The organism is Acidobacteriota bacterium, assembly GCA_009691245.1.
Taxonomy (GTDB): domain Bacteria; phylum Acidobacteriota; class Terriglobia; order 2-12-FULL-54-10; family 2-12-FULL-54-10; genus SHUM01.
The window spans coordinates 13,790-31,154 of record SHUM01000008.1; the positions used below are offsets into that span (position 1 = coordinate 13,790).

Here is a 17,365-nt window from a genome sequence, read left to right on the forward strand (position 1 = left end):
CGCAGATGATGCGTTGCCGAGGTTTGGCTATACGTGCCAGATTGGGCATGGGATTTAGGTGAGCACTGACGTGAGCGGGACGGCTCACATGTGTCGCCGTGTGGTAGGATGAATTCTTGCGGATTTACAGGTCATTTACTCTAGTGCGGGGGCCAAGCGACCATGATTCAAACAGCGCCGCGGGCGGACATCCGCTCCATTGCCCAATCGGAAAAACTTAATTTGGCCGTTCGGCTGCATGGTGAGCGCAGCCAAGGCGCGGTGATCTCAGCTCCAGGGTCGCCAAAATTAATTTCCGGCGTGTTGCTGGAAGCCCTGGCCATACATCCCGACGACCGCGGATATTTCGAGGAAGTTTTCCGTGTTGGCAAGGGGCTGGCCAGCGAGTTGGCGGGAGCGCAAGAATTACAAGTTTCCGCCGCGCTCTCTTATGCCGGAACGATCAAAGCGATTCATTTTCATCTGCGCCAAACTGATCTATGGACGCCGGTATTGGGACTGATGCAGGTGGTCCTCTACGATCTGCGTGTGGATTCACCCACATTTGGACAGACCAACACCATCTACTCGGGCGTGCTCCGCCCGTTGCAGATATTGATTCCCCCGGGCGTGGGGCACGGATATAAAGTGGTTGGTCCCGATCCCGCACTTCTCGTTTATGCCACGGATCGTTTCTATGATCCCAGCGACGAATGGCGCATTTCCTGGAATGATCCCGACATTAATTACGACTGGGATACGCAGAAAAAGTAAGCCAGTCTAAAAGGGCGGCTCAGCAAGCCATCTATTCAAATTTGATCTGTCCGTATTTCCCCGTACCTATGCCCGAGGCAACTTCGCCGAATATCTTGGGAGTTTCCGCCAGCAGCCATGATGCTGCGGCCGCATTGCTGCAAGGCGGTCGCATGGTAGCCGCCATTGAGGAAGAGAAGCTCTCGCGCGTGCGCAGGACTCACGGGCTTCCGCAACAGGCGATTCGATACTGTCTTGACCAAGCTGGCTTGCGTGCTGCTGATATCCAGTTTGTCTCCGTGGCTCGTCCCCTCAGGGACCGTGCGCGCGGGTCCCAATCGGCGGAGACATGGATTCCTGCGTGGCTGAAGACGGAATTTTCTTCGGCAAAAGTAATCCTTGTGGATCATCACGCCTGCCACGCCGCGGCAGCATTCTACCCTTCTCCATTTGATCGAGCTTTGGTGCTGGTACTGGATGAATCGGGCGACGGAAAGTCCGCCAGTCTATCACTGGGCAGCGGTCTCGATATCGAACCTCTCTCCGATGCCACATTCCCGGACTCGCTGGGCAATCTCTTTAGCCGTGTCGCGGCACTGGCGGTATTTGCTTCGTTCGGAGAAGAGCACAAACTGCAATGGTTGAGCACCGCCGGCACGCCCCGCTACGCCCAAGTCTTTCGGAACATCCTTGCAATGCAACCGGGTGCGCTGCTCAGTGTGGATCAGAGCTACTTGCTTGCCGGCGAGGGAGCGCGCGGCGGATTTGCCGGCAAGTTTTTCGAGGCCTGCGAGCTTCCGCTTTCAGGAGAATTCACAGAGATACAGCGTGTCGACTTGGCCGCCAGTCTTCAGTTGGTCGTGAATGAAACGGTGGAGTTGCTGGTGGGAGCCCACCTTCAGAGGACTGAATCTGAAAATCTTTGCCTGGGCGGTGGCGTCGCTCTGAACTCTCTGCTGATCAGTCATCTGGAAAGCTCCACAAAGTTTGGTGGTGTATTTGTTCAGCCAGCCGCGGGCAACGCGGGTAACGCCGTAGGCGCGGCGCTCCATTGCGCGCACACGCATTTGCGCCTCGCCTCCCGCACGCCTCTCGATCACTTGTTTTTCGGCCCAGAGTTTAGCGATGAAGCGATCAAGGACGTGCTGGAAAACTCGAAACTCAGTTTTCGCTACTTGCCGCAGCGTAAGGATATAATCACCGCCGCGGTGGATGTCCTGAAGGGCGACAGGATACTGGGCTGGTTTCAGGGACGCGCCGAATTCGGCCCACGCGCGCTCGGAGCACGGAGCATCCTGGCTTCGCCTCTGGGTCAATACGTTAACGAGAACCTGAATCAGTACGTAAAGCATCGTGAAAAATACCGGCCATTCGCCGCCGCCGTTCCCGAGGAGTCTGCGTCGGAATACTTTGAATTCTCGGGATCGGCGAGGTTCCTGACTTCGGTGGGACGCGTGAAGCAAAAGCATCTTGATCGGTTTGCATCCAATTTGTTGGTGACGCAGTCCGAGCCAGGGTCCACCGAGGGAACAATGGAGAATCGCATTCGAGTGCAAATTGTTAACAAGACCAGCAATCGATATTTATGGGATTTGCTGGATGCCTTTGGAAAAGCCACCGGAGTTCCGGTGCTGTTCAATACATCCTTCAATCTATTCGGTGAGCCAATGGTATGTTCTCCCCGCGACGCTATTCGTAGCTTCTACTGCTCGGGACTTGACCATCTGATGATCGGTCCATTTAGTCTTGCCAAGTAGGTTCGCGTCGAGAAGCAGTCAAGAAAATGTAATCTGAACTGGCTCTTCAGCACGGAAACCCAGTACAATAGAGACTTTCGGCACAGCTTTTGCCAGAGTACTGGTGGGGCCATCAATCGCTGGCCATGTAACAAGGGCTGCGTTGCTCCGTGGCCTAATGCCGGCGCGTCAGTGACCCGATTCATACGAACAAGAAAGCAGTTAAGCAAAACCCATGTCTAAACAAGAAATTACGATTGCCCACAGCCCGGACTCCGACGACGCATTCATGTTCTATGCGTTGGCGACGAACAAAGTTACCTCCCCCACGCTCTCCTTTCAGCACACGTTGAAGGACATTGAGAAACTCAATCAGGAGGCGCACGAGGGGGTCTGGGATCTGACCGCCATCTCGTTCCATGCCTATCCTTACGTTGCGGATAAGTATTGCTTAATGCCCTGTGGTGGGAGCATGGGCGATGGCTACGGTCCGATGGTCGTTTCGCAGCGCTCTTCCATGCAGGCTTCCGACCTGCGCGGAAAGAAGATCGCCGTGCCCGGCCTGCTGACCACCGCGTACCTGGTCTTGAAGATTTACGAGCCGGATTTTAAGCCCGTGGTGGTTCCTTTCGATAAGATACTGGATGCGGTGCAGGAAGGCAGTGTGGACGCTGGCTTGCTGATTCATGAAGGTCAGCTCACCTACCGGCGGCAAGCTGCCCACTGTGTTCTGGATATGGGAAAGTGGTGGAAGGAAAAGTTCCAATTGCCACTGCCCTTGGGGGGCAATGGCATCCGGCGGACGTTTTCTCCTGAACTGCGCGCCGAGATGGCCCGCCTCCTGCATGATAGCGTGCAATACGCGCTTGACCACCGCCAGGAAGCTCTGGCGTACGCCATGCAATTTGCCCGGGACCTGGAAACAGAATTGGCGGATCGCTTCGTGGGAATGTACGTCAACTCGTACACGCTGAAATACGGCGATGACGGGAAGAAGGGCATCGGGAAGCTTTTCGATCTGGCCTTTGAACGCGGGTTGATTCCCAACCGGCCAGCCGTGGAATACTAGGTTCTTGAGCATGAGTTCGTATGCGTTGCGGTGGCTGCCTTTGTGCGCGATGTAAATTGCTCAAGACGAAATTGGTGCAAGGGCAAGACGGAACAGATAGCTGGTAGATGCAATTAATTGCTACGAACGCGGGCAGTTACCCCCGAATCGACGCAACGCCGGAATGCTCGTTGCGGCGGCAGACTATCGCCCAGGTTGACAGCGGAAAGAGGGCCAAGGCCGAGCTGGGCGCCACAGAGATGGGTGCCACAGAGATGGGCGCCACCGAGGATATGCTCACTCGACTGGCCATCAAAGATCAGGCTGATAGCGGTCTCGATCTGGTTACCGATGGACAGATTCGCTGGTATGACCCCATCTCGCACGTGGCTGGAAAATTGACGAACGTTGCGATCAACGGCTCACTGCGCTTTTTTGATACCAATTTATATATTCGCCAGCCAGTGATCCGTGGTCCGTTTGCGTGGGCAGTGCCTGTACTGCGCCCGGAATTCGAGATGGCCCGTGCAGCCAGCTCCAGGCCGGTAAAGCCGGTCATGACCGGCGCGCTGACTATTGCGCGACATTCCCTGGTCCTTGATCCACATTATCAGAAGGATTTCGCGCGTTTGGTCAAGGACTACAATGAGGCGTTGGTATGCGAGGTTCGCGAACTGGCCATCGCCGGCGCCACCGTCATCCAGATTGACGAACCTGCCATCCTTAAGGACCGCCAGCCTAACGATCTGCGTATTATGGCTGCGTGCTGGCGTAGATTGGCTAGCGCCAAGGGAAGCGCCAAGTTGGTATTAAACGTATTTCTTGGCGACCCCGGACCAATTCTTGGTGATCTGCTTGCTCTGCCGGCTGATGTACTGGCTCTCGACTTTACCTGCCGCCCGAAACTGGTCGATCAGGTTGCCGCCGCAAGACCTGCCAAGCCATTGGGATTGGGTTTGTTGGATGGTGGCAATGCGATACTGGAGGAGACGGCTGCGGTAGCGGAGTCGCTCGCGAAGATTCTGCCCAACGTCCGTGCGGCGGAGTGTTACCTGAGTCCGTCGGCTGGGCTGGGGTCCTTACCGCGCGATCACGCGCTGGCGAAGCTTAAGCATTTGGTGGCGATTCGCAACAGCTTTCGTGGTTAACGGGCACCTACTAGTAAGAGGGAGCGGGGCCGCCGATCCCCCCAGGAATTTGCAAAGAAGGAGAAAGCGATGATTGAGAAGCCGAGTGAGCCGGAGAACGAATATTTTGCGCGGGTGGAAGCCCAGAAGCGTCTGGACGCGGAAGTGAAGCGTGCGGCGGGAATAGCGGACGGGGAGAAAAAGAGGCTGAAGGAACTGCACTACATGCATTGCCCGAAGTGCGGGACCGAGCTGCACGAAGAGACGCTCGAATCCATTTCCGTGGATATCTGCCCGTCCTGCCGGGGCATCTTCCTTGATGATGGCGAGCTGGTGAAGTTGACGGAGCGGCCCAAGGGAGTGCTCGGCAAAGTGCGCGGCCTGTTTTCTTCGTGATGTAATCTCCGTAAAATGGACCGCCCTCAAACGCAAAGGGACATTTTTCGCAAGCATTTTCTGCAATACTTCCCCCACTGTGCAATCACGGAACTTTGGTGACATCAAGTCCCAAAATCCACTTTTTTCATCTAAAAAATAGGATGTATTTTTCGTGTTCATTGCGAGCCGTCCTGGCATAGAATGGTCCCCGCTCAAATCGAGTACAGTTCTTCTCCAATTTAAGCAACAAAGTTGTGCCCGTGGGTTTTACGATTAAGGACGCGTCCCTGATGAGCATGGTACTGACACAGACTATTTTCCCCGGCCTCCAGCCGGTCGCAAGGGGAAAGGTGCGCGACATCTACAGTGCCGATGGCGGATTGGTCATGGTGGCCACCGATCGCATCTCCGCCTACGACTGCATCCTCGGCACGCCAATTCCTCTAAAGGGGAGAGTGTTGACGCAGTTGTCGATTTTTTGGTTTGATCTGTTGCAGGACATCATTCCGCACCACCTGCTGACGGCCGACCCGGCAATGTTTCCAGCACCGTTTCCGCAGTTCGCCGATCAACTGGATGGCCGCGCGATGTTCGTCAAGCAGGCCAGGCCGATACCGATTGAATGCGTGGTGCGAGGATACCTTTCGGGCTCGGCATGGAAGGAATATAAAGCCAGCGGGCAAACCGCAGGCATCACTCTTTCAACAGGACTGCGAGAATCCGACCGGCTGAATGAGCCGATGTTCACGCCCGCCACCAAAGCGCAGTCTGGACACGACGAGAATATCTCATTCGAGCAAATGGTCAGTCAGACGGGCAAGACCTTGGCCACCCATTTGCGCGACGTTAGCATTGCTCTCTATCAGAAGGCATCCGCCTATGCACGAGATCGTGGCGTGATGCTGGCCGACACCAAGTTTGAGTTTGGAATTGAGTCTGGCACGGAAGACGGCAGCAGCGAGGGTAAAGTGATTTTGATCGATGAGGCGCTTACTCCGGACTCCTCGCGCTACTGGCCGCTGGCGCAGTATCAGCCCGGCGGACCGCAGCCCTCATATGACAAGCAGTTTGTCCGCGACTATGTTGAGTCGATTGGTTGGAATAAGCAGCTGCCGGCGCCGCAATTGCCAGCCGACGTCGTCGCGAAGACCACCCAGAAATATCTGGAAATATTCAGTCTATTGACGGGCCGTGAGTTGGCCTAGGGATCACGCCGGGGCCAAGGATGTTGATAGGGATTGTGCAGGAAGCAGAAACATTAGAGGAGTTGCCGTGAGAGACCTGATCGAAAAATTGATCGCGCAGATGGTGGAGACGGGAGTCTTCTTCCAGGATGCGGTGTCGGAGTTCGAGAAAAAATATATTCGCAAGGTTCTGGAGCAGTCCGGCGGCAACCAATCCAAGGCTGCTAAGGCACTCGGCATGCACCGCAACACGCTCGGTCGGAAGATGGAGGAATACCACCTCGCCGCGCGGAACGGATCGCGCTCCAAGGCCTCTCGGGCTCCTCGCGCCAAGCGCCCCAAATAGTTTCCCCTCTGATTTTGTGCCTCTATTGAAAACAAAAGAGCCTTCCTGAATAGCAAGCGTTCAGGAAGGCTCTTTTATTGTATGCTGTGAATCCTATTTGGTGATCTTGGCTTCAGTAATCTTCAGGACAAAAGGCTTGGCGGTGTAGGAATCAATTACGCCTTCCACCATGATGTCTTCGCCCTTCTTCAAAGCGCGGACAGGCGCAGTCAGGCTAACCTCCAGATCATGCTTGCCGTCCACGACAGCGACGTCTGCCGAGACGGCCAGCATAAGCGTGCGCGGAGCGGTGGCAGGGGTGGACGAGACCACTCGGCCCGGTAGCGGCAACGACGCTCCCTTCAGAAGCGTCCAAGTGTCGGCTTCCTTCTCTCCACCCGCCTGAAGATGCTTGCGAATGTCGTCGAAGGTTTCCAGGTCCTCAGGCTTAACCGTCAGTTCGCGCACCTTCACCGGCTCTGGTTCCGGCTCCGGTGGAGGTGCCATTTCTTCCATACTTTTCACGTGGAAGTCAGCGGGCGGGAATGCCGCGCCGCCGGCTTGTGCCAGCACGGCATCCAAGCCCTCTGTGTCGCCGTGGCGGGCATCGTAGACTTTTGTCAGATAGTCTTTCACGCTGGTCTTGGTCGCCTCTGGAAGAGCGCCGGGCCCGGCGACGGATATCGCATGGGACAAAGCCCAAATACCTTGATCATAGTTTGAGGGCTTGGGAGACAAGTGCGCTAATCCCAGCCAGTAGAAATTCAGAGCGTCGTTCGGATTGGTTTCGCCGCTTCGTTTCAGGTCTGTCTGTGCCTTTTCGTATTCCTTCTTCTGCAAGGCGACGAATCCGGCAGTCTGATGGAAGATGGCTGCCGACTGTGCTTTTTGTTTTTCAAACTGCTCAGGCGCCACGCCTGCAGGAGCCTGCATGGCATCAACCGCAGCCACGCCTTTTACCGCGATTGCAGCGGTCTTGCTGAGTTGGGCGTCAAAATCGGGAGCCGAAGGATTGGCCGAGCGTGGGAACATGTAGCTGAGCAGAATCAGTGCGCGCAGATTGTTCGGCGTGAGTGTGAGCAATTTCTCAGCGGTCTCCTGCATCTTGGCGGCATTATTGGTTGCCTGATAGGCGCCGAGCTTCATCTCCAAAATCTTGTCCGGAAACTTGGACTCCGGGTAGTCGGTCGTGTACTTGTCCGACAACTGGATTATCTGTGCGGGATCCTTAGACTGAGCAATGGCATTGAAGGCGTCATACTCGGCACGGTCCTTCCATGGCGAGGCTTCCTGTGCTGGCGCCTGCGTCCATGCAGGCCGGACTGCCAAGGCACCTCCCAGCAGGATAGTCATTATGGCCAAGCGAAGTAAAAATTTACCCTTCATCATCCTAATTACTCCTTTCAACTGGATTACCGATATCCGAATTACTATACCCCGGCATGGGGGGCTGATTTCCACCAAAAAATTAACATAGATCGCGTGGAGCGGAAATAGTTATTTTGCGGTTCGTCAAAGGCTGCCTCGCCGCAACCCTTTCGCCGGTTCTCATCAATATTAACAGATGCCCGCAGAATAAATAGCGTTGCCTTGAGCGGTGAAGCAGGGACTCCTGCCATTGCAAGGGCTAGGCTCCTCCTGGGATAGTAAATGGGTGGCCTGGCTGGTCGCTGGGTCGAGCTACCGTGATTGGGGCAAGGCTCTGCCTTTTTGCTTCGAGTTTATAAGCTTATCAACATAATTCCGCAGATTGGTAGACAGCCTGGGATCCTGCCGCAGGTCTGCCAACTCGCTGGTGGTAAGATCGGGGAGCAGCGCGGCAAAACGCGCTAGCGAGAGATGCTTACTCCGCAACAGGCCCAACTTCACGGAGCGCCGCCGCATCCACTTGTTGCTTTCGGCGACAGCCGCGGCCAGGACAGGGTGCGCCTTCTCCATGGATAGAGCCAGCGCTAATGCAGCATCGGTCATCGCGGGATTTTCAAGAGCGGCTTCCACTACCCGGCGTTCCGTGTCGAGCAGCATCCCCGCCGCGATGCGGTGCGAACCCCGCCGCGCCAGGGTCAGGCGTTGCCCCAGTGCGATGCCCTGAGGTTGCGCCAAGATGGCGTCTTCGGCCAGCCGCCTTAAGTCAGGGGGAACTCCCGCCGTTCGGGCGATTTCCATGAGGTCAAAAAGAAATAGGAATTTTATGAGCGGCAGCGCCAAGTGGCGAGGCGTTTGCGGATGCTTCAACACGGCTGCCTTCATGGCGTAGCTACGCATCCACTCGACTCTCTTCGCTATGCTGGTAACGGTCTTGCGTGGCAGGTCTCGTCGCGAAAGCAGAAGCAACAGATGCGGCTCGCGCAGGCCGGGGTTATCGAGAAGGGTGTCCAGAACCTCTTGTACCTGGCTGTATAGCAAGATTTCCAGCTCAGGGCCACTGGCGGTTCGTGCTTGCCGCAGCAAATCCAGATTGGTAGGTTCTGGCATGAAACATCACTTAGCTAAACTAAAAGGCAAGCCTGCGGGCTGAATCCAACTATGGTGGCTCACTCCGATTTTGATGCTAGCACTGAATGCGCACGATTGGCCGCTCAATCGCGAAGAAACCCCAACAGATGGGGGAGGAGTAGCCACTACCACAACAGGTATTGCCCATCTGGCATTTTCGATAATTAGGGGGTTACCTTAGCTGTAAACTTTATGGTAGGCTAGCGCAGTTTAGTTGATGGGGATACGGGGGTGAGGTTTGGAAGGAATCTCTGCTGTCTTTCCCGCATACAATGATGCGGGTACAATTGGCCAACTAGTCAAGAAGACATTCCACCTGATTGCAGCCACTGGACGTGACTTCGAGATTGTCGTAGTGGATGATGGCAGCGCGGATGACACCGCGGCTGTTCTGGAGCAAACCCAGGCGGAGCTAGGCCCACGCCTTCACTTTATTCGTCACCCGAAAAATCGCGGCTACGGCGCTGCGTTGCGTTCCGGCTTTAAGGCCGCGCGCAAGGAATTGGTGTTCTATACTGACGGCGATGGCCAGTACGATCCGGGCGAGTTGAGTCTGCTGCTTGCCAAAATGACCAGCTCGATTGATCTGGTGAATGGTTATAAAATCAAGCGCCACGATCCGCTGTATCGCATCGTGGTGGGCAAGGTCTATAACCGGTTTGTGCGGCTGGCATTTCAATTGAAAGTCCGGGACGTAGATTGTGACTTCCGGCTGGTCCGCCGCGAACTTTTGAATCAGGCGCATTTGGAATCTGACTCCGGCGTGATCTGTGTGGAGATGGTTCACAAGCTGCAGCGACTCGGCTGTCGGCTCACAGAAGTTCCTGTGCATCATTATCCGCGACTGGTGGGCAGTTCCCAGTTCTTCCGCTTGCGAGCCGTAACGGAAACCCTCCTGCAGCTTGTCCGCCTTTTCTTGAAGAGGTCTTCCCCGATCCGGCCTTTATCGCAGGAATTGCCTGAGTCCACGATAAAGTAATCTTGCTTCTGCTCCTCCGTTACAGCAATCCTGGTTTCTGATATCTTTGTCTTTGCCATCGCATTCATTGCGATGGCATATCCTTGCGTGATGGAGTCTGTGGATCGGGGCCCCGGGGGCTATCCACATTCGAGTAATTGATGTTCAAAAAACACGATCCAATATCGGTACAGGATGACCCCCAAAGAACGTATTGGCGGGAGTCCTCCCTGGATTCATATTACAGGGGCTTGTCGGTTCTGGTTACCGGGGGCTGTGGATTCATCGGTAGCAATCTGGTTCATCGGCTGGTGGAGCTGGGTGCAAACGTAACCGTTATCGATTCCCTTGTGCCGGGTTGTGGCTGGCATCATGCAAATCTAGATGGAGCGGTCGATAAGATACGACTCTCATTCTCGGACATGCGAGATGCCGTTGCGATGCGCCCGCTAATTGAAGGGCAGCGCATTGTCTTCAATCTGGCGGGCGAGATCAGCCACATCAGCAGTATGCGTGATCCGCAACGCGACCTGAGTCTGAACGCCTCCGCTCAACTTTCGTTTCTCGACGTTTGCCGCCTGCATAATCCTTCGGCCACCATCGTTTATGCCAGTTCGCGCCAGGTTTATGGCAGCGCGCGCTATCTGGGTGTTGATGAGCTGCATCCCATCAACCCTGTGGACTATAACGGCGTGCATAAGCTGACGGCGGAGGGTTATCACTCTTTGTTGCGGAATCAGTTCGGAGTGCGGACGATCAGCCTGCGCCTCGGGAATATCTACGGACCGCGACAGGGTATTCACCAGGATTGCCGTGGGTTCATTGATTCCTTCATGCGCATTGCCTCGACTGGTGAACAATTAGTGGTTTTTGGCGACGGAACCCAAGTGCGCGGCATGCTCTATGTGGACGATGCCGTAGACGCTTTTCTGCGCGCTGGCGCTGCGGGGCCGTTGGCCAGCGCAGTGTATAATATTGGCAATCCCACCCCCATTTCATTGATCGACATTGCGCGGCAACTGGCACGCGTTTTTGACGGCCCGGAACCGCGAACCGTCCCATTTCCAGAAGAAAGCAAAGCCATCGATATTGGCGATTTTTATCAAAACACGGAGCGTGCCCGTTGTGAGTTGGGCTGGGCACCGCGCGTTGGATTTGCAGATGGCCTGAAGCGAACGCTGGATTTTTTCAGACCCCGAATCTCTGAAAGGCTCCATGCCGGCAAGCCTCCCATTTCTTAACCTTCCGCTTGCGGATCCCGCCAGGCGCCGCCGTTATCAGCAGGCGCTGGTGCGCGTGCTGTCCGGCGGCCAGTTGATTCTGGGCAGGGAAGTTGCTGCATTCGAGCGCGAATTCGCGCGCTATTGCGGGGCGTGTGAGTGCGTGGCTGTCGGCAACGGAACCGATGCGTTGCAGATTGCGCTGAAACTCAGCGGGGTAATGGCGGGTCAGCAACAGGAAGTAATCACGACTCCGCTGACGGCGTCCTTCACTGCGCATGCCATCGTTGCCGCCGGGGCCCGGCCCGTTTTCGCCGATGTCGATCCCGGCACGCTGCTGATTGATCCCGCACTAGTGTCCAGAGCTATGAATGCCAGAACGGCGGCGCTGCTTCCAGTACACCTCTATGGGCAGGCCTGCGATCTAAAGACACTGGGAACGTTGGCTCGCAAATCCCATGTGCCGCTCATACAGGATGCCGCGCAGGCCCACGGCACGTTCTATCGCGACCGGCCTATCGCCGAATATTCCGACCTTTCCTGCTACAGCTTCTATCCCACCAAGAATCTTGGTGCGCTTGGCGATGGAGGGGCGTTGGTGGTGAACCGCGCCGAAACGGCGCACAGCGCGCGACTCATTCGGGATGGTGGGCGAGCGGGCAGCCACGTGGCCCGGGTCGAGGCTGTTAATAGCCGGCTCGATGAATTGCAGGCTGCATTTCTGCGGCTGCACCTGGCTGAACTGGAGCAATGGAATCGCCGCCGCGAGGAATTGGCTGCGCTCTACGACCAATTAATAGGCGCGCTGCAGATAGATGAAATAAAGCCGATCGCCCGAGCTGCCGGAAGCCGGTCATTCTTCCACTTATATGTTGTACGAATTGCATGGAAAGCGCGCCGACCGCGTACTCGCAGAGATTCCTTGCGGACGTTTCTGCAAAGTCGTGGGATCGAAACGGGGATACACTATGAACACGCGCTGCATCTGCATCCGGCCTTCCGCCGATTTGGCTATGCGCCGGGGGATTTCCCACATTCGGAACTCGCCGTCCAGCAAATATGTTCGTTGCCGATGCACCCCTTTCTTTCGCGCCGTGATGTTGGGCGAGTGGTTCGTGCAGTTGCTGATTTTTTTCGAAAGTAGTTAATCACGCAGGCATTGCCACACGATATTTCATGACACCAGAAGAGCTGCACAACATATTCCGAACCGAGCAAGAGTTCTGGTGGTATGACGGAATGCGCGCCATCACCAAGGCCTTTCTTGATCCGGCGATGCCACGCGACTTGCTCTTAGGGCTGGACGCTGGTTGCGGCACCGGCTTTAACGCCCAGAGCCTTCAGTCTGCCTATGGCCTGCGCATGTTCGGCTTGGATCTGGCGCCGCTGGGCATTCAATATGCGCGTAAGCGCGGGTTCCTGCGCTCTCTGGCCGCCTCGACGATGGAGTTGCCGTTTCCCAGCGGCAGCCTGGACTTTCTGAGCTCTATCGATGTGCTTCCAGTGCTCCCCGAGGGTGGCGATCAAAAGGCCATGCAGGAATTTGCGCGGGTGCTACGGCCTGGCGGATTGCTTTACCTGCGCTCGGCGGCGTTTCACGCGCTACGTAGCCGGCACTCGCAGTTTGTGGCCGAACGCCGCCGCTATCGGGGTCCCGAGATTCTCCGCATGATCGAGGCCTCAGGGATGCGCCCGCTGCGCAGTACCTATGCGAACACCTTCCTGTCTCCTGTCGCGCTGCTGAAGTTTCGCGTCTGGGAGCCTCTCACGCAGGCGCCGCCGCAGTCTGGAGTGGGAGTGATTCCGCCCGCGTGGATCAATCGAACGCTCGCCGCAGTGCTGCATTCTGAGGCAGCGCTTTTGCGGCGTGGTTGGAGCTTTCCCTTCGGCCAATCCTGGATGGTGGTGGCGAAAAAGCCGCCTGCGAATTTTGTGGCCGGAAATGAAAAGTTATAACGGCTGGCGGCTGCGATGTACTACCATGTGGAATTGATATGGCTCTGTATTCGTCCACTCGCGACTCCAAAGTAGAAATCTACCGGGTCAATCCAATCATCCTCTGCTTGCTTGCAGTATTCGCGTTGGCTCTGCAATCCTATCTGCCGATTCCCCTGCCCTCGACACGTTACCTGGACTTTCCCCTGCTGGTGGTTGTTTACTACGGTTTGACGCGTCGCAATGCGATTAGCGGTCTGCTGGTTGGCTCGATCATCGGCATCGCGCAGGATTCGCTCACTCGGGGTCCGCTGGGGATGATTGGAATTGTAAAGACGGTTATCGGATATGTTACTACCTTCTTGAGCGTTCGATTTGACGTGGATAGCCGCGGCTTTCGTTTCACTATCTCTTTTGTTTCTTATTGGCTGAACTATCTATTGCTGGTACTGATGAGCCTGCTTCTGGTACACTCGCCGATCCCGGTGGAAATTGGCGTCAGGCTGGTCGCCTCTATTGTAAATAGCGTAATTGGTGTGCTACTGTTTTCACTGTCGGACCGATTTCGGCGACAAACCTAGACCGACTGCTTGCTTGCTAGTAATGAAGCTCGCAATATACTGAAATAGAAAGTGTTATACCAAGATGCCCTTGCTTGAAAGGGAGCCGCGATTCACGCAAAACCGGCTCATCCTGTTTCGCTGGGGCACGGTTGTCGTTTTCGTCTTCCTGATCAGCGGCTTCTGGCGTTTGCAGATCCTCAAGCCGGACTTCTACATTCAACTTTCCGATCAGAATTCCATCAAAAATTTGCCCACGCCTGCACCCCGCGGCAGAATTCTCGACCGTAATGGTAAAGTGATTGTCGACAACTACCCATCCTTCAGCATCATTGCTCAGACCGATTCCAAACATTCATTTGAATCGCATCTGCCCGGAATCGCGGCTGGTTTTCAGATTGATCTTGCAGTCCTGAAATCCCGTGTCGCCGTGGCCCGCAACAAGAATCCTTACGGGCATATTGTCCTGCTCGAAAATGCTACGCGAACCGAGATCACATTTCTGGAAACCCATCGCCGTGAGTATCCAGAACTGGATATGCTTTCCGTTCCCCGCCGCAACTACCCCTCTGATGGGATGGCAGCACACATGATTGGCTACGTTGGTGAAATCTCTGATCGTGATCTGGATCAACCCGAGTGGGCACTAATGCGGCTGGGCGCGATTGTCGGCAAGAGCGGCATCGAGCGCCAATACGATCATTTGCTGCGGGGCGAAGACGGGTTCCGGCGGGTGGTGGTAGACAGCATGGGGCGCGAAGCTGCGGTGCTTGATGAGCTGGTTCCGATGCCTGGTCAGGATTTGCGACTGACCATCGACCTGGATTTGCAGATAGTTGCGGAAGCTAGCTTCCACGAGGACAGCGGCGCCATTGTGGCGCTTGATCCACGAACCGGCGGAGTCCTGGCCATGGTCAGCCGTCCGGACTACAACCCCAACCTATTTGCGACCGGAATCTCTACACAGGCTTGGAATCAGATTATTGGCGATCCGGACAATCCTCTCCTGAATCGCGCCATACAAGCACAGCTCGCTCCGGGATCGGTACAGAAAATTCTAATGGCCACCGCAGGTTTGGAAACAGGGGTTATTGATAGCAATACATCACACTACTGTGGTGGCGGTGGAACCTTCTACGGTCGCTATTTCCGCTGCTGGAATGCCAAGGGTCACGGCAGCGTAAGCATTATCCGGGCCATGGCCCAATCCTGCGATGTCTTCTTCTACAATCTCGGAAAGGATTTAGGCATCGAGCGCATGGCCGAGTACTCGACCAAATTTGGATTGGGCCGGCCGACGGGGATTGATCTCCCCAATGAAGAGTCCGGGACTGTACCGTCTCCTCAATGGAAAGAGCGGCAGTTTCATGAACCCTGGTATCCGGGCGAGACGATCTCCGTAGCGATCGGGCAAGGCGCTTTGACCGTAACACCCGTACAGTTAGCCTATGCCGTAGGGGGCATTACGTCCGGCGGCGTCTTCAACCGCCCCCGGTTGGTTTCAATCGCAGAGTTGCGATCATTGAATCATCCCTCCGCTATCAGCTCAGACTCCCAGCCGAGTGGCCGCCGCGAGGTACCCTTAGCCGAGGCAACCGTGCAGGTGGTTACCGATGCTATCTATGCCGTCGTGAACCAGGGCGGCACCGGCGGTAGCGCTCGAGTTCCGGGACTGGATATCGCAGGCAAGACAGGTACGGCGCAGGTGGCCAGCCTCTCTCTAGCCAAGGGCGGGGGCAAGGGACTAGATTTGCGCGACAATGCCTGGTTTGTTGGTCTTGCGCCGCGCCGCAATCCGGAGATTGTGGTGGCGGTTCTCTACCAGAGTGGCGAACATGGCGCTGCCGCCGCTCCTGCGGCCCGTGACGTCATCAAGACCTACTTTGATAAGAAGAAGGGACTCCAGCCTCCGTCTGTAAATTCCACCCTGACACAGGCCAGGCCGGCTCCCGTTCCGAACGCCACTCCAAAACCTGCTCCAGAATCTGCTCCAGGTTCCGCAGCGCCGGCGACCAGCCCTTCCGTGCCCCTGCCATCGTTGCCACTTCCGCCGTCGCCTGTGCCTGCGGTGTTGCCTCCTGCAAATCCAGCTCCCGTTGCCGCAAGTCCGCAACCGGCTGCGTCCCCCGCAGCGCTAATGATCAGTGGTGGCAACTCAGGATGAATGGGAGCCGGTAGAGCGAGGATAGAACTGTGATCCAGCAGCCGCGATGGCTATGAAAGTGAGTAGAAAGTTTGTCCACTCGATCGATATCATTTCGGGATTTTGACTGGACGATGTTCGGCATCCTGCTGTCCATCTCGTTGCTTGGCGTGCTGCAGATATACAGCACGACATGGAACACGCCGTTTGCGGGGGCCCACCAGAAGCAAATGCTGTGGATCGGCATCGGCATCGTAGTCATGTTCATTGTTGCCCGCATTGATTACCACTCATTGTTGAACTATGCTCCATGGTTCTATCTGGCTACCCTCGGATTTCTAGCCGCGCTTCTGGTGGTGGGCATCGAAATCGCCGGTGCGCGCCGCTGGTTTCGCATGGGGGGCGTGAGTTTCCAAGTCTCCGAATTCGCCAAGTTTGGACTCATCCTGCTTTTGGCGCGCTTCTTCAGCGAGCAAGACTCCCGGGAAGTCTCCTGGCAGGATGCCGCCAAGGTTGCCGCAGCGGCGGGAGTGCCGTTCCTGTTGGTTGCCGGACAGCCCGACCTGGGTTCCGCCTTGACGCTGATCCCGATCGCCATCGCGGTGCTGTTCCTGGCAGGTTTCCCCTTGCGCTACTTTGCCATTATCGTTTTGGCCGGAGTGCTTGCATTGCCGGTTGGCTACCACTTTCTGAAACCATATCAGAAGAATCGCATAGCCACCTTCCTAAATCCTGAGGCTGATCCCAAGAACACTGGATATCAGGTCATGCAGTCCCGAATCGCCATAGGATCTGGGGAGATTTGGGGTAAAGGCATTGGGCAGGGCACTCAGACGCAACTGCGATTTCTGCCGGTAGCCCACACCGATTTTATTTTTGCAGCTTTTAGCGAAGAACATGGCTTTGCCGGTGTATTATTAACTCTTGTACTTTATTTTGCCTTGTTGATGCGGTTGTTGCGGACGGCCGAGACCGCCCCGGATAATGCGGGGATGTATATCATTGGGGGTACGGCTGGGATACTTCTGTTTCAGATCCTGGTCAACGCGGGGATGGTGATTGGTTATATGCCAGTTACTGGAATTCCTTTGCCTCTGATGAGTTATGGCGGGTCATCGGTGTTATTTACTTGGATGGCGATGGGCCTGGCAGGTAGTGTGCAAGTCCGTCGCTTTGTGAATTAATGGTTCTGCGTCCGTTAGGGGCAACCCTTGGGAGTGAACGGGACCCCAGTTTTTAGAGACAGTAGTTTGACTATAAAGATTTTTGAATTAAAGGAAGAAGAATCAATCGGCGGAGTTCCCCTCGAAAGTGTTCGTGGTGCGCCTCCGTCAGGCATTACAAGTTGAGCGACGGGATTGTCCCGCAAGGCGGGTAGAGATCCTGAAAGGCTCCAGAAACAGTTTTGACAAGCTGGTATGTAGTTTTAGGTAGGGAAACGCGAATCCTCTTGCTTAGAGTGATTTTCAGCGGATTCGAATAGGCCGAACGCGCCGGAGATATCTTGAGACCAAACGGAATTT

The 17,365-nt window shown here is 55.7% G+C and carries 16 protein-coding genes; 14 read left to right on the forward strand and 2 right to left on the reverse strand.

Features of this window, described 5'->3' with window-relative positions:
- Positions 1 to 162: 162 nt before the first annotated feature.
- From EXQ56_03375 to EXQ56_03405, 7 genes are all read left to right on the forward strand, one after another.
- Positions 163 to 753, forward strand: a complete 591-nt coding sequence (locus EXQ56_03375; GenBank protein ID MSO19492.1) for a dTDP-4-dehydrorhamnose 3,5-epimerase — start codon at positions 163 to 165, stop codon at positions 751 to 753.
- 68 nt (positions 754 to 821) lie between these two features.
- Entirely contained in the window at positions 822 to 2,489 is a 1,668-nt protein-coding gene (locus EXQ56_03380; GenBank protein MSO19493.1) for a carbamoyltransferase, read from the forward strand.
- A 214-nt stretch (positions 2,490 to 2,703) separates the two neighbouring features.
- On the forward strand, positions 2,704 to 3,537 hold the full coding sequence (locus tag EXQ56_03385) for an ABC transporter substrate-binding protein (GenBank protein ID MSO19494.1): 834 nt from the start codon (positions 2,704 to 2,706) through the stop codon (positions 3,535 to 3,537).
- 107 nt (positions 3,538 to 3,644) lie between these two features.
- A complete protein-coding gene (locus EXQ56_03390; protein MSO19495.1) occupies positions 3,645 to 4,664 on the forward strand; it encodes a hypothetical protein in 1,020 nt (339 codons plus the stop codon).
- Between the two features lie 69 nt (positions 4,665 to 4,733).
- Positions 4,734 to 5,039, forward strand: coding sequence for a hypothetical protein (locus EXQ56_03395; GenBank protein MSO19496.1), 306 nt, complete (start codon positions 4,734 to 4,736; stop codon positions 5,037 to 5,039).
- A 272-nt stretch (positions 5,040 to 5,311) separates the two neighbouring features.
- Positions 5,312 to 6,226, forward strand: coding sequence for a phosphoribosylaminoimidazolesuccinocarboxamide synthase (locus EXQ56_03400; protein ID MSO19497.1), 915 nt, complete (start codon positions 5,312 to 5,314; stop codon positions 6,224 to 6,226).
- Between the two features lie 67 nt (positions 6,227 to 6,293).
- Positions 6,294 to 6,551: a histidine kinase gene (locus EXQ56_03405; GenBank protein MSO19498.1), complete on the forward strand. Its 258-nt coding sequence runs from the start codon at positions 6,294 to 6,296 to the stop codon at positions 6,549 to 6,551.
- Between the two features lie 93 nt (positions 6,552 to 6,644).
- Here EXQ56_03405 and EXQ56_03410 read toward each other — a convergent pair whose 3' ends face one another.
- Both EXQ56_03410 and EXQ56_03415 read right to left on the reverse strand, forming a co-directional pair.
- A complete protein-coding gene (locus tag EXQ56_03410) occupies positions 6,645 to 7,919 on the reverse strand; it encodes a hypothetical protein (GenBank protein ID MSO19499.1) in 1,275 nt (424 codons plus the stop codon).
- Positions 7,920 to 8,210: 291 nt separating this feature from the next.
- Complete coding sequence (locus EXQ56_03415; protein ID MSO19500.1) at positions 8,211 to 9,005, reverse strand: hypothetical protein; 795 nt, start codon at positions 9,003 to 9,005, stop codon at positions 8,211 to 8,213.
- Positions 9,006 to 9,264: 259 nt separating this feature from the next.
- On the opposite strand from EXQ56_03415, the gene EXQ56_03420 reads away from it, so the two are divergent.
- The 7 genes from EXQ56_03420 to rodA all read left to right on the forward strand — a co-directional run bounded on the left by EXQ56_03420 (position 9,265) and on the right by rodA (position 17,026).
- Positions 9,265 to 10,005, forward strand: coding sequence for a glycosyltransferase family 2 protein (locus EXQ56_03420; protein ID MSO19501.1), 741 nt, complete (start codon positions 9,265 to 9,267; stop codon positions 10,003 to 10,005).
- Positions 10,006 to 10,142: 137 nt separating this feature from the next.
- Complete coding sequence (locus tag EXQ56_03425; GenBank protein MSO19502.1) at positions 10,143 to 11,225, forward strand: NAD-dependent epimerase/dehydratase family protein; 1,083 nt, start codon at positions 10,143 to 10,145, stop codon at positions 11,223 to 11,225.
- A complete protein-coding gene (locus EXQ56_03430; protein ID MSO19503.1) occupies positions 11,200 to 12,348 on the forward strand; it encodes a DegT/DnrJ/EryC1/StrS family aminotransferase in 1,149 nt (382 codons plus the stop codon). Before EXQ56_03425 ends, EXQ56_03430 begins: the two co-directional genes overlap by 26 nt.
- 32 nt (positions 12,349 to 12,380) lie before the next feature.
- Complete coding sequence (locus EXQ56_03435; GenBank protein ID MSO19504.1) at positions 12,381 to 13,160, forward strand: class I SAM-dependent methyltransferase; 780 nt, start codon at positions 12,381 to 12,383, stop codon at positions 13,158 to 13,160.
- Positions 13,161 to 13,198: 38 nt separating this feature from the next.
- A complete protein-coding gene (gene mreD, locus EXQ56_03440; protein ID MSO19505.1) occupies positions 13,199 to 13,720 on the forward strand; it encodes a rod shape-determining protein MreD in 522 nt (173 codons plus the stop codon).
- A 64-nt stretch (positions 13,721 to 13,784) separates the two neighbouring features.
- A complete protein-coding gene (gene mrdA, locus EXQ56_03445; GenBank protein MSO19506.1) occupies positions 13,785 to 15,863 on the forward strand; it encodes a penicillin-binding protein 2 in 2,079 nt (692 codons plus the stop codon).
- Between the two features lie 113 nt (positions 15,864 to 15,976).
- Entirely contained in the window at positions 15,977 to 17,026 is a 1,050-nt protein-coding gene (rodA, locus tag EXQ56_03450) for a rod shape-determining protein RodA (protein ID MSO19507.1), read from the forward strand.
- The last annotated feature ends 339 nt before the right edge of the window (positions 17,027 to 17,365 follow it).